The following is a 12,685-nucleotide window of genomic DNA, read 5'->3' as shown; positions in this document are numbered from 1 at the left end:
AAATAAAAAGGACAGCCGATGCTGCCCTTAAGATTATTGAGCCGATAACGTTGTAGAAAGTTGATAACGCTCACCTGGCTGTAGCGTTTTACCCTCTTCTAAACTATTGGCATGCCATGTCGATTCAACACAAAGCATGGTTTGATAGCCCTCATTGTCCATATCTGCCATTGCTTGTGCGCCTTGCGACCATGGATTCCACAAAACGGCCGAGTTATGACCGTGATTTTTAATCAGTAACGTTCGATTCAATACCGGATCTTTAACCCGAATTTGCGCTTCTGGCTGAGTGTATACTCGGTCAATTGTATCGGTGAGAACAAGGCTATTGGTACCCGCTGTTTTTTGTCCATGGTTAAGGTTGTCGAGGTATTCAAGCCCCATGCCCGTTGTTTCCGTTTGACGGATATCGCCCACATTTAGATAAGTATGTAATGCCCCAGAGAATACCCATTCTTTTTTATCCGTATTGATTATTTCAAGGGTGACCTGCAAGGTATCACGGATTTCGACCAGTAATCGAATTTGGAAATGGTGAGGCCATATTGCGAGCGTTTGTTCAGAGGTTTCCAGTCCGAGAGAAATCATCACCCCTTGTTCATTTTCTCTATGTTCAACCAATGTCCATTCTGTTGAACGAGCAAAACCGTGAGCAGGCGCTGCGATTCGTCCAAACCATGGCCAACATACCGGAATACCACCTCGCAGAGCGGCTTTGCCATCAAATAGAGTATCAGAGCTCATCCAGATTAAATCAGGCTGCCCCTTAGGTTGAAAGGAAAGGACATGGCCACCGTGCAGTGCAATACCCGCTACGGCCTTATCGTGGATAATACGAACAATTTTAACGTTATCTTTTTCAACCATGGTCACACAGTTGGAGAGTGCGGTTAAAGTAGGGAGGGTAGTTAAGTCCATGTATCGCTCCTGAAGTCTTCATTCCTAGAGTTATAGGATATTTTTCTATTCTAGATAAGCAAAAAGGCGACACAAAGGCCGCCTTTCTTCTCAACGAATTTCTTCGCTAATCGTTACATTATTTAGAAATGTGAGCGATTAGGTCTAGAACTTTGTTTGAGTAACCGATTTCGTTGTCGTACCAAGATACTACTTTAACGAATTTGTCAGTTAGTGCGATACCTGCTGCTGCATCAAAGATTGAAGTGCGAGTGTCGCCATTGAAGTCAGTTGATACTACTGCATCTTCAGTGTAGCCCAGTACGCCAGCTAGAGCACCTTCAGAAGCGGCTTTCATTGCGGCTTTGATTTCTTCATAAGAAGCAGGTTTTTCTAGGTTAACTGTTAGGTCAACAACAGAAACGTTTGCTGTTGGTACGCGGAAAGCCATACCAGTTAGTTTGCCGTTTAGTTCTGGAAGAACAACGCCTACTGCTTTAGCAGCACCAGTTGAAGATGGGATGATGTTTTGAGCCGCACCACGACCACCACGCCAGTCTTTTGCAGAAGGACCGTCAACGGTTTTTTGAGTTGCAGTTGTTGCATGAACAGTTGTCATTAGACCTGATTCGATACCGAAGTTATCGTTCAGAACTTTAGCAATAGGCGCTAGACAGTTAGTAGTACAAGAAGCGTTAGAAACGATGTCTTGACCTGCGTAAGATTCGTGGTTTACGCCCATAACGAACATAGGAGTTTTGTCTTTAGAAGGGCCAGTCAAAACTACTTTTTTCGCACCTGCAGTGATGTGAGCACGTGCAGTTTCGTCAGTTAGGAAGATACCTGTTGCTTCAGCAACAACGTCAACACCGATGGCATCCCATTTAAGGTCAGCAGGGTTACGCTCTGCCGTTACGCGAACAGTTTTACCGTTAACGATTAGGTTACCGTCTTTTACTTCAACAGTGCCGTTGAAACGACCGTGAGTTGAGTCGTATTTTAGCATGTATGCCATGTATTCAACGTCGATAAGATCGTTGATACCTACAACTTCGATGTCGTTACGCTCTTGTGCTGCACGGAATACGAAACGGCCAATACGGCCAAAACCGTTAATACCTACTTTGATAGTCATTATAGTTGCTCCACAACTTAATTTCTGATTAAAGATAACTGGTAGTAAAATTACAGAATCCAGTAAGTGTCTGCAACAGATAATCGGACTTAACTTGTTTAAAGTCAAAAAAAAGCAGCGCTTTTTTTAACAATCCGTTGCAAGTGGTTAAGATTTAGCCTGGGCGCTGCTTTTTATCTCTACCGATTGACGTAAAATATCCCCAAGTCATCAGCGTGTGATGGCTTGTTTGTTATTCCTTGTATCATGGTGAGAAAGTATGTGCTACAAAACATAAAATGCGCAAGTTTTTCATGAAAAAAGCATAAGATTCAGGGGTTATTGAGGAGAATGTCTGCATGACTGAAAAAGAAAAAAATATCGTAAAACCAGATGGATACTGGCGCGAAGTGCTCAGTGATGAAGCTTATCATGTTTGCCGTCAGCAAGGGACAGAAGCCCCATTCAGTGGCCAGTTGCTGCACAATAAACAAACCGGTTTGTACCATTGCACGTGTTGTGAAGCACCATTATTTAGTTCTGAGAGTAAGTATGATTCTGGATGTGGTTGGCCAAGTTTTGATGCGCCAATTAATGAGAATGCCATTCGTTATTTAGATGATCATAGTCACGGAATGTTACGAACTGAAATTCGTTGTGCGGTGTGTGATAGCCATTTAGGGCATGTATTCCCCGATGGCCCGCAGACCACAGGGGAACGTTTTTGTGTTAACTCTGTGTCGTTAATTTTCAACAAAAAGTGAAAAAAGCGGTGATAATTTCAGCATGTATTGTTGAAAGCTTACATTCATGCGGTGAATCATTATGAGCTTGGCACTAAACGATGGGTAAATTCCCCTTTACGAATGGCCTTTGCTAATTGATCGGCTAAACCATCGAGTTGTGAAAATTTCGCATCGGTAAAGGAATACATCAATTTTAGTTCCGATTGAGAGGCGACTGAAACACCAAATTCTTTACCTATCATGGCCCATAAATAGGCATTTTCTTTTTGGCCGAGAGTTTGATAAGTACTGGCGAGCGATTGAAAAATTTCTGGGTTGACTTGTCTGGGCGGGCTCAGTTCCAGAGCTCGTATCAATAAGTGTATGGTTTTTTCTCTATCCCGAGTGGTATAGAAGGTTGCTAAGGCATATTGCATCTCTGCATTATCCAGTTCAGGTCTTCCTTCTAATCGTAAAAATTCGCGGCGAGCTTGTTGATCTCCGGTTTGGCTCCAAAGAAAATACAGCGCTTCAGGTGTGCGCAATTGATGTAGTTCTTGGGTTAAGCGTTTTAATTCTTCACCAGAATTGATTAGCGCAGAGAATCGTCGTTGGGTCAGTTCCGCTTGATCAATCAACTGAATTTGAGCGGCGAGTTCTAAGCATTTTCGATAGGTTGTAGTTAACTGGTATTCGGTGATTTTATTTTTAACACTAGGGTTCGATAACACCTCGTAACGGTGCCAAATCAGGTCTGTACGAGCAACTCGGCATTGCCCATCATTGATATTGAGTTTTTCGCACTGCAAAGCTGGGTTGTCAGCACAGAGTTTGTCAGTGTTCTTGCGATTTTCAAGGCACCCACTGAGTAATACAACGAGCAGTAAGGTGGAGGCTTTTATCCAGTTCATAATTGCAGCTTGTGATCCGATAGACTTATTTATTTAGCAATACTTGACTCACTATGTTGGGTCGCTATGGTAGCTCCAATCTTAGTTATCAAGGAAAAAGGTCATGAATGCACATCAATTGATTGATGCTATCACCCCTGAGGCATATGAGCGTTTACTCTTCGCAGTAGAAACGGGTAAGTGGCCGGAAGGTACACCACTTTCGTCATCACAGCGAGATTATTGTATGCAAGCTGTGATGTTGTATCAATCAAAGCATAATGTTGAGGCCGACCATATGAGTATAGCGATTGGTGGCGAGATGGTTTTGAAATCGAAAGCCGAGCTTAAAAAACGCTTTCGATCTGGGCAGGAAGATATCGTACGTATTAATCCTAATCAAGAATAATCATCTAGGACTTAGGTAAGAGATTTCTGAATTTCTATAAACCATGAATGATGATACAAACCCGACAACACCTGTTGAGTATTGTCGGGAATAGACCCCGTTTTGCCTAGAGCGTGAGGTCTAGGTCATGCTCTCATAAGCTCATTTCACCCCGCAGTACTTGTTGCATTTTCTCTTTTACTTCTTGGTAAGAAAGGTTCTGGCTGAGTAAAAAATGCAATTTAGCAAGCGCGGCTTCTGGTGTCATATCATAACCACTAATCACGCCTGAATCGGCGAGAGCACAACCGGTCGCGTACCCTCCCATATTCACTTTACCTGCAAGGCATTGGGTCAGGTTGACCACAATAACTCCCCGCTGAGAGGCATCGTGTAAATGGGCTAATAGATCGGGGTTTTGTGGAGCGTTCCCAACCCCAAAAGTCAGTAAAATCATGGCATTAACAGGTTGTAGTAAGGTGTTACGAATGACTTCATGGGAAATGCCTGGGTACATAGTGATTACACCAATCGGTTGCGGCGTGATGTTATGTACAAAAAATTCACCCTGAGGTTTTTCTCCAACTTTAACATTATTGCTAATTTGTATGTTGATACCCGCTTCTAGCAATGGTGGTAAGTTTGGTGAAGTAAAGGCACTAAAACCATCCGCATGTGATTTGGTGCTTCGATTGCCTCGCATCAATTGATTATTGAAAAATAGGGTGACTTCATTGATGGGGTAATTAGCCGCAAGATGCAATGAATTCAGTAGGTTAGCTTGACCATCTGAACGGATTTCGGCGAGCGGAATTTGTGATCCTGTGACGATAACAGGTTTACCTAAGTTTTCAAACATGAACGATAAAGCTGAAGCTGTGTAAGCCATGGTATCCGTACCATGGAGTATGACAAAGCCATCGTATTTATCGTAATTATCGCGGATGTCATCCGCAATGACTTGCCAATCTTCCGGTGTCATATCGGAGGAATCAATCAAGGGATCGTATTCATGAATGGTAAACAAGGGCATTTCTGGACGGTGGAATTCAGGCATACCTGCCAGTTGTTTTTCCATAAAACCGGCCACAGGGACATAGCCATGGTCGGATTTTTTCATGCCAATAGTACCGCCAGTGTAGGCAATATAAATATGCTTTCTAGTCATAGGAGTATCGCTTATTGTAGGGAACAGGAGCAAAATTATAGCGGAAACCTCTATAATAAAAAGAGGCACAGTCCTAGAAAGTGCCTCTTAATGATGGAGTTTGTTAAAGAGTTATCCCACTCGATATTCTAGTCGCTTTGGCAAGTCAAACACAGTGCATAATATCCTTTGGGATCATTAAGTTGATTAAGCATGGAGGCATCTTGTATTAACTGTTGTGTCACTGGGTGCCACGTTGCGGGGACTAAACTAGAGATATTGACATCAAACCTAGCTTGCGCTTCACTTAGCAGATTTTGGATGAAGCGTTGAGCTGGGCTTAGCGGTTCTTCAACCCAATAAAGGTTATAGTGTTCTAGCTGTGCAAGTTGAGCGGCGATGGCGATGGCGTCATCAAAATCCCCCAGTGTATCTACGAGCCCGTACTGCTGTGCATCTTTGGCCGTCCAAACATGCCCTTGTGCAATTTTGTCAACGTCTTCAATCGTTAAGTTACGATTTTCGCTAACCAGAGAGATAAAACGTTGGTAGCCATGTTCAATACCCATTTGGATAGCATCTTTAACATTGTCGTTGAGTCCACTGGTGATCCCAACGCCAGAGAAAGGTGAAGTTCCAACCCCATCGGTATAAATGCCGAGTTTATTCAACCCTTTCTCAAAAGTGGTGATAACACTAAAAATACCAATTGAACCCGTTAGTGTGGTTGGCTGAGCGACAATTTTGTCGGCACTCATTGAAATCCAATATCCACCTGATGCTGCTAGGCTAGACATAGAAGCAACAACCGGTTTTCCAGCAGCTTTTAGTGCTTCTATTTCATTGCGAATGACCTCAGACGCAAATGCACTACCTCCTGGGCTATCGACTCGTAAAACGACCGCTTTAACGTTCGCATCTTGACGGGCTTGGCGAAGTAATCCTGCTACGGTATCTCCCCCCACATTTCCACGAGATTGGGTTCCATCCATAATTGCGCCACTTGCTACGACAATCGCAATATCATTGGCGCTAGGGGTAAAGGTGGGTTTCATCATATTGCGGTAACGGTAGTAACCCACCGCGTTATAACTGTCTTCACCATCGCTACCAAACACTTGGGCCAACTCATGGCGAACCTGCTGTCGGGTTGCGAGTTGATCGACTAATCCGAGTGAGAGTGATAACTCTGCTAAGTTACCAGAGGCATTTCTCAGTAACGCCAAAAATTCTTCCATGGTTGGATTCAACTGTTGAGGATCAAGTTGACGGTTACTGGCTACATCACCGATATAAGCTCCCCAAAGTTGACTTAGCCATTGACTTGCTGCCTCTCTGGCTTCATCGGACATATCATCACGGATAAAGGGTTCGACTGCTGACTTATAACTCCCCACTCGAAATACATGGGTATTAACATCAAGCTTTTCTAATAAACTTTTATAGTACAAGTTATAGTTACTGTAACCACGTAACATAATGCCGCCATCGGGAGCTAAGTAAATTTTATCGGCATAGCTTGCAAGGTAATATTGGCTTTGGTTATAAAAATCTCCAATCGCATAGACGGGTTTGCCTGATGATTTAAATTCATTGATGGCTTTAGCGATATAACGCAATTTCGTTAAGTTCGTTTCAGGCATTTCTCGCAAGGCGAGGACGACTCCTGTCACCTTATCATCGTTTTTTGCATAACGGAGCGTATCAACAATATCAAATAGGACATTTTCTCGTGGTAGCTCTCGACCAAACAGTGAATCACTGAGTGAATCCATCGGGTTAAGGTAAGAGCTTTGTTCAACAATGGGACCAGATAGATTAAGCACAAGGGCAGAGGCTTTATCCACAGTAGGAGCAGGAGAATCGGCATTCAGATACAAAAAGTAAACAATAGCGATGCTTAATAAAAAGATAAGGTTAGTGAGCGCTAAACGGATAAAGGTAATAACTTTCCAAAACCCTTTAAATATCAGCCCAATAAATCGAAATAGTTGTCTCATTGTTTCTCCAATGCAACCGTGGATGATGTTCTGAAAATCGTGTATCACATCCTACGTGATCTGCCATACCCAAACAACTACAAGATTGATCGGTGTTACAAAAATGTAAACACTTGTTTGATTTTTATTAATGGCAGGATTATTCTGGTCCGACCATAATGAGAACAACAAAAGTGATGTTGCTATGTACCCACATTTATTACAGCCACTAGATTTAGGATTCACCCAACTGCGTAATCGCGTGCTGATGGGGTCAATGCATACTGGCCTTGAAGAACACAAAGAGGGTTTGCATAAGCTGGCTGCCTTTTATGAAGAACGAGCTAAAGGCGGAGTTGGCTTGATTGTGACGGGGGGATTCTCCCCGAACCTACGGGGTCGATTGCATCCCTTTAGTGCCGAATTTAGTAAAGCTAAACATGCCAAAACACATCAGGTTGTGACGGAGGCGGTTCATCGTCATGGCGGAAAAATTGCGTTACAGCTACTGCACGCAGGTCGTTATGCCATGCATCCTTTTGCCCAAAGTGCGTCCGCCATTAAAGCCCCAATAGCCAAATTCTCACCTAGTGAAATGAGTGTTAGACAAATTCGCAAAACCATCGATGCTTTTGCCAACAGTGCTGAACTTGCTCAACTGGCTGGGTATGACGGTGTCGAAGTTATGGGCTCGGAAGGTTATCTCATCAACCAATTTATTTGTAAACGAACCAATGTTCGTTATGACGAATGGGGTGGAAGTTATCAAAACCGCATTCGCCTTCCCTTAGAGATTGTACGTGCTATTCGTTCTGCGGTTGGTCCAAACTTCATTATTATTTTCCGTTTATCTATGTTGGATTTAGTGGAAGAGGGCAGCACCTTTGAAGAGGTGATTGAACTGGCTAAAGCGTTAGAGCAGGCCGGCGTGACTATTATGAATACGGGTATTGGCTGGCATGAAGCTCGGATTCCTACCATTGCAACTCAAGTACCGCGAGCCGCGTTTAGCTGGGTTACCGAAAAAATCAAATCACACTTGAGTGTGCCAGTGATCACTTGTAACCGAATTAATACGCCGGATCAGGCAGAGAAAATTCTCGCCAGTGGGCAAGCCGATATGGTATCGATGGCTCGACCCTTTCTTGCGGATGCGGAATTTGTGGCGAAAGCTGAACAAGGGAAAGCGGCATTGATCAATACTTGTATTGGCTGCAATCAAGCCTGTTTAGATAATATATTTCAGGCAAAAAGAGCTTCCTGCATGGTGAACCCTCGCGCTTGCTACGAGACAGAGCTTACCGTTCAACCGACCGTGATAAAGAAAAAAGTTGCAGTCATTGGCGCGGGGCCAGCTGGACTGGCTTGTGCGACAACATTATCTGAACGTGGGCATCAGGTTGACTTATTTGAACGGCATGACCGAATTGGTGGTCAATTTCGTTTAGCTATGCAAATCCCTGGTAAGGAAGAGTTTCGAGAAACGATTCGCTATTTTGCTAACCGCATAGATCAAACCGGTGTTCACTTACACCTTGCTAGCGAAGCTACCTTTGAGATGTTAGCGGATTATGATGAGATCGTGATGGCCTCAGGAGTAGAACCAAGGCAAGTACAGCTAGATGGCATCCATGATTCTGAAAAAGTGGTGGATTATCAAACTTTCATTCGTGAGAAGCCCCCAATTGGTAACAAGGTTGCCATTATTGGTGCCGGAGGGATTGGTATTGATGTGGCGACCATGTTGACTGAGCCTGAAGAAAATAGCTTAGAAGATTGGTTGCATGAATGGGGCATTGATAAAGAGATGACGCACCCTGGTGGTTTGTACCCCTATCCTGAAGTGTTGAGTGAGCAGCAAGTCTGGTTATTGCAACGACGTAAAGGCCGAGTAGGGCGGGGGCCGGGTAAAACCACGGGATGGATCCATAAACGTACATTAGAAAAACGAGGTGTACATATGTTGGGGGGCGTGAGCTATGAAAAGGTTGATACACAGGGGCTTCATATCACGCAGGATGGAAAACCTCAGCACTTAGCCGTAGACCAGATTATTCTCTGCGCAGGTCAAGAATCGGTTCGACCATTTGAAGATAAGTGGGCTCAGTTTGGCAATAAATTACATGTTATTGGTGGTGCAGATCAGGCTGGAGAGCTGGATGCCGTGCGCGCTATTCGCCAAGGTGTAGAGTTGGCTCTGAAACTGTAGCTATTTACCATCACAGTAACGGAGCATCCCGTAAGGGCCGATAGCGAGATCGGCCCTTCATCGTTTTTAGGTCATAGGGTATGGGAAATTATAAAATGACCGTTTTATTGCCATAGACAAAAACATGATCGTTAATCACTTTATTGAGGGCTTTACTTAATACATTTTTTTCGACATCTCGACCTGCCTGTGCCATATCTTGAGCACTAAACGTGTGATCGACCGGAATAACATCTTGCTTGATGATCGGACCTTCATCCAAATCGTTGGTTACAAAGTGAGCGGTGGCACCAATGATTTTTACGCCACGTTCATAAGCCTGTTGATAGGGCTTAGCACCAATAAAAGCGGGTAAGAAGCTATGATGAATGTTAATAATCTTATGGTGAAATTTCTCTACAAACCCAGGTGTTAGAACACGCATGTATTTGGCCAGTACCAAGAAGTCAGGATGATAAGGTTCTATCGCGGCAAGCATTTTCTGTTCATGTTCTTGTCGGTTTAACCCTTCATGAGAGATATGATGGTAAGGAATATCAAACTTCTCCGTTAAATTTTGTAACTGGTCGTAGTTACCAACGACAGCTGCAATCTCAACATCTAAGCTGCCATCATAAGTTTTCATAAGAATGTCACCTAAACAGTGCGCTTCTTTGGTGACGAGAATGACAATACGCTTACGGGTTGAATCGATCAGCTTACGTTTCGCACCATTTGGAAGAGCGTTATCCAAATCGGCAAGAAACGTCGTGTCATTAAAATATCCCTCCAGTTCCGTTCGCATAAAAAAATGGCCGCTGGTGTTATCCACAAACTCATTATTATGAATAATATTGAGCTGGTGCTTGTAACAAATATTGGTGATTTTTGAGATAAGGCCTGGGGCATCAGTGCAATGCGTCAGGAGGGTTTTTCTTTCCATCAATAACTTCCGTGAATACTTTTTCGTGCAAAAATAAAGGGGGCTGCCAGAACGGTGATACAGCCCACAATGTGTCGTCTATAATTAATCTATTATCAAAGTGGATTCAACAACAATCATGGCTAGACACTCAACGGCTTTTTCTTTTTATGCTAAACAGAGCGCATTTAAGGTGGTGTTTATGGACAAAGAATTACTTGCACGCAAATTGTATGTTGAGCGAGTGCATGCTCTGATGGGAGATAACCCGATTGATGAAGCGTTGCTTGATGCCATGTGGGAAAGTAAAGCATCTCCAGTCGACGCGGCTAAAGCAATGATGTCCTCTGCCAGTGATGGCTACGATGCACCGATTTGGTTGTCTCGTTATCTGAATCGCAAATAAACCTTTACCCTAGCGAGAACGTGATTTGAGTTCGCGCTAGGGTAGCAAACCTGCCATAATCGCTAGCATTCTACCCTGCACTTATTTTTAGAATGATAGCAAAGACTTTTTCTCAACACGGGGCTTTAGGCAAAGCCATTCCCGGCTTTCAAGGTCGTCAAGCACAAGTCGATATGGCTAAAGCTGTAGCGAAGGCGATTGAGCAACAATCACAATTAGTGGTTGAAGCGGGTACCGGAACGGGAAAAACCTTCGCTTATTTAGTTCCAGCCTTACTGAGTGGCAAAAAAGTCATTATCAGTACGGGGTCTAAAAACCTGCAAGAACAACTCTTTCATCGTGATTTACCACTGATGGTGAATGCATTGGGTTTTCATGGTCAAGTGGCGTTATTAAAAGGGCGGTCCAATTACCTTTGTCTTGATAGGCTCAGCCGACAGATGGTTGAAAGCCATAATAGTGAGAGTGATCCCGCCTTACTGACTCAATTGGTGAAAGTGCGCAGTTGGTCTTCAGAAACGAAAACCGGTGATCTTGGCGAGTGTGACGCATTACCGGAAGATAGCCTTGTTATCCCCACTATTACTTCAACGAACGACAATTGTTTAGGCAAAGAGTGCCCAAGCTATCAAGATTGTTTTGTCTCTAAAGCTCGTCGTAAAGCGATGGATGCCGATGTGGTGGTGGTTAATCATCACCTTTTTCTTGCCGATTTGGCTATTAAAGAGACTGGATTTGGCGAATTGATTCCTGAAGCGGATGTGTTTATTTTTGATGAGGCCCATCAATTACCGGATATTGCTAGTCAGTATTTTGGTCAGTCAGTCTCAAGTCGACAAATTCAGGAGTTAGCGAAAGATATTGAAATTGGTTATCGCACCGAAGCCAAAGATATGCGTCAATTGCAGAAAGTCGGGGATAAGCTGCTCCAAACCGCGATGGATTTACGCCTTTTATTGGGAGACTCCAGTTTTCGAGGAAATTGGCGAGAGGCGATGGCATCGGTTGCGATAGCTCGACAAATAGAGCGATTGCAGGAAAGTTTAGATTTTGCCATCGAGGTGCTTAAGTTAGCGCTAGGGCGAAGCCAGTTACTTGACACAGCATTTGAGCGAGCTAATACCATTAAAGGGCGAATTGAGCGAGTTTGTGATGTATCGGTCACGGGGTACTCTTACTGGTTTGATACAACTCCCCGTCATTTTAGCCTGCATATTACACCACTGTCGGTTGCGGATAAATTTCAAGAGCAGATCACCCTCAAACAAGGGGCGTGGATATTTACTTCTGCAACCTTAGCGGTGAACGATGATTTTAGCCACTTTACTCAACGACTTGGTCTGGTGCCCAGTGAGCAATTTTCTCTACCGAGCCCATTTGATTACCAGAGGCAAGCGAAGCTCTGTGTGCCTCGATATTTACCTGAACCGAATAGTCCTGGGCTTGCGGATAAATTGGTACGAATGCTCGCTCCTGTGATTGAACAAAACCAAGGACGTTGCTTTTTCCTTTGTACTTCCCACAGTATGATGCGGGAGTTAGGTGAACGATTTCGTGCTTGTTTAACTTTACCTGTCTTACTGCAAGGAGAGACGAGTAAGCAGAAAACCTTAGCGGAATTTATGGAATTAGGGAATGCGCTGCTTGTCGCCACGGGGGCGTTTTGGGAAGGGATTGATGTTAGAGGCGATACCCTAAGCTGTGTTATTATCGACAAACTTCCGTTTACTGCACCGGATGACCCACTGTTAAAAGCCCGTATTGAAGATTGTCGCTTACGGGGAGGGGACCCATTTGCTCAGGTCCAATTGCCAGAGGCGGTGATTACTTTGAAGCAGGGTGTAGGACGACTAATTCGAGATCAGAAAGATAAAGGCGCATTGATCATTTGTGATAACCGCTTAGTGACACGTGACTATGGTGGCGTTTTTCTTGCCAGTTTACCACCCATTCCCCGAACACGGGATTTAGCCGTGGTAACAGACTTTCTGCAATCTCTATCTAAAACCTCAATCAATTAGAGACATTC

Annotated in this window: 11 protein-coding genes; 5 read left to right on the top strand and 6 right to left on the bottom strand. The window is 43.9% G+C overall.

Annotation, left to right across the window (positions count from 1 at the left end):
* Positions 1 to 33 precede the first annotated feature (33 nt).
* Complete coding sequence (locus B5D54_RS04270) at positions 34 to 918, bottom strand: D-hexose-6-phosphate mutarotase (protein WP_078925247.1); 885 nt, start codon at positions 916 to 918, stop codon at positions 34 to 36.
* 118 nt (positions 919 to 1,036) lie between these two features.
* Positions 1,037 to 2,032, bottom strand: a complete 996-nt coding sequence (gene gap, locus B5D54_RS04265; protein WP_078925246.1) for a type I glyceraldehyde-3-phosphate dehydrogenase — start codon at positions 2,030 to 2,032, stop codon at positions 1,037 to 1,039.
* A gap of 338 nt (positions 2,033 to 2,370) precedes the next feature.
* Between gap and msrB the strand changes: the two genes are divergently transcribed.
* Positions 2,371 to 2,775: a peptide-methionine (R)-S-oxide reductase MsrB gene (gene msrB / locus B5D54_RS04260; RefSeq protein WP_078925245.1), complete on the top strand. Its 405-nt coding sequence runs from the start codon at positions 2,371 to 2,373 to the stop codon at positions 2,773 to 2,775.
* 59 nt (positions 2,776 to 2,834) lie between these two features.
* Here the strand turns inward: msrB and B5D54_RS04255 are convergent, their stop codons facing one another.
* Positions 2,835 to 3,647, bottom strand: a complete 813-nt coding sequence (locus B5D54_RS04255) for a DUF2989 domain-containing protein (protein WP_078925244.1) — start codon at positions 3,645 to 3,647, stop codon at positions 2,835 to 2,837.
* A gap of 103 nt (positions 3,648 to 3,750) precedes the next feature.
* Here B5D54_RS04255 and B5D54_RS04250 point away from each other — a divergent pair, with 103 nt between their 5' ends.
* Positions 3,751 to 4,035, top strand: a complete 285-nt coding sequence (locus B5D54_RS04250; RefSeq protein ID WP_078925243.1) for a YeaC family protein — start codon at positions 3,751 to 3,753, stop codon at positions 4,033 to 4,035.
* Between the two features lie 133 nt (positions 4,036 to 4,168).
* Here B5D54_RS04250 and ansA read toward each other — a convergent pair whose 3' ends face one another.
* On the bottom strand, positions 4,169 to 5,182 hold the full coding sequence (gene ansA / locus B5D54_RS04245; protein ID WP_078925242.1) for an asparaginase: 1,014 nt from the start codon (positions 5,180 to 5,182) through the stop codon (positions 4,169 to 4,171).
* A 128-nt stretch (positions 5,183 to 5,310) separates the two neighbouring features.
* The gene (sppA, locus tag B5D54_RS04240; protein ID WP_078925241.1) at positions 5,311 to 7,161 is read right to left on the bottom strand and encodes a signal peptide peptidase SppA; all 1,851 of its coding nucleotides are present in this window, start codon (positions 7,159 to 7,161) and stop codon (positions 5,311 to 5,313) included.
* Between the two features lie 184 nt (positions 7,162 to 7,345).
* Here sppA and B5D54_RS04235 point away from each other — a divergent pair, with 184 nt between their 5' ends.
* Positions 7,346 to 9,349: an NADPH-dependent 2,4-dienoyl-CoA reductase gene (locus B5D54_RS04235; protein ID WP_078925240.1), complete on the top strand. Its 2,004-nt coding sequence runs from the start codon at positions 7,346 to 7,348 to the stop codon at positions 9,347 to 9,349.
* A gap of 88 nt (positions 9,350 to 9,437) precedes the next feature.
* Here B5D54_RS04235 and purU read toward each other — a convergent pair whose 3' ends face one another.
* On the bottom strand, positions 9,438 to 10,271 hold the full coding sequence (gene purU, locus B5D54_RS04230; protein WP_078925239.1) for a formyltetrahydrofolate deformylase: 834 nt from the start codon (positions 10,269 to 10,271) through the stop codon (positions 9,438 to 9,440).
* Between the two features lie 181 nt (positions 10,272 to 10,452).
* Between purU and B5D54_RS04225 the strand changes: the two genes are divergently transcribed.
* On the top strand, positions 10,453 to 10,656 hold the full coding sequence (locus B5D54_RS04225; protein WP_078925238.1) for a hypothetical protein: 204 nt from the start codon (positions 10,453 to 10,455) through the stop codon (positions 10,654 to 10,656).
* Positions 10,657 to 10,748: 92 nt separating this feature from the next.
* Complete coding sequence (yoaA, locus tag B5D54_RS04220; protein ID WP_078925237.1) at positions 10,749 to 12,677, top strand: DNA repair helicase YoaA; 1,929 nt, start codon at positions 10,749 to 10,751, stop codon at positions 12,675 to 12,677.
* Positions 12,678 to 12,685: the final 8 nt, after the last annotated feature.

The organism is Vibrio cincinnatiensis DSM 19608 (genome assembly GCF_900167345.1).
Taxonomy (GTDB): domain Bacteria; phylum Pseudomonadota; class Gammaproteobacteria; order Enterobacterales; family Vibrionaceae; genus Vibrio; species Vibrio cincinnatiensis.
Note: the sequence above shows the minus strand (reverse complement) of the source record. Positions and strands in the feature narration are given on the sequence as shown.

Excerpts from the sequence above, each read along its gene's own strand:
- B5D54_RS04270 (WP_078925247.1), bottom strand. The coding sequence starts at position 918 with ATGGACTTAACTACCCTCCCTACTTTAACCGCACTCTCCAACTGTGTG.
- gap (WP_078925246.1), bottom strand. The coding sequence starts at position 2,032 with ATGACTATCAAAGTAGGTATTAACGGTTTTGGCCGTATTGGCCGTTTC.
- msrB (WP_078925245.1), top strand. The coding sequence starts at position 2,371 with ATGACTGAAAAAGAAAAAAATATCGTAAAACCAGATGGATACTGGCGC.
- B5D54_RS04255 (WP_078925244.1), bottom strand. The coding sequence starts at position 3,647 with ATGAACTGGATAAAAGCCTCCACCTTACTGCTCGTTGTATTACTCAGT.
- B5D54_RS04250 (WP_078925243.1), top strand. The coding sequence starts at position 3,751 with ATGAATGCACATCAATTGATTGATGCTATCACCCCTGAGGCATATGAG.
- ansA (WP_078925242.1), bottom strand. The coding sequence starts at position 5,182 with ATGACTAGAAAGCATATTTATATTGCCTACACTGGCGGTACTATTGGC.
- sppA (WP_078925241.1), bottom strand. The coding sequence starts at position 7,161 with ATGAGACAACTATTTCGATTTATTGGGCTGATATTTAAAGGGTTTTGG.
- B5D54_RS04235 (WP_078925240.1), top strand. The coding sequence starts at position 7,346 with ATGTACCCACATTTATTACAGCCACTAGATTTAGGATTCACCCAACTG.
- purU (WP_078925239.1), bottom strand. The coding sequence starts at position 10,271 with ATGGAAAGAAAAACCCTCCTGACGCATTGCACTGATGCCCCAGGCCTT.
- B5D54_RS04225 (WP_078925238.1), top strand. The coding sequence starts at position 10,453 with ATGGACAAAGAATTACTTGCACGCAAATTGTATGTTGAGCGAGTGCAT.
- yoaA (WP_078925237.1), top strand. The coding sequence starts at position 10,749 with ATGATAGCAAAGACTTTTTCTCAACACGGGGCTTTAGGCAAAGCCATT.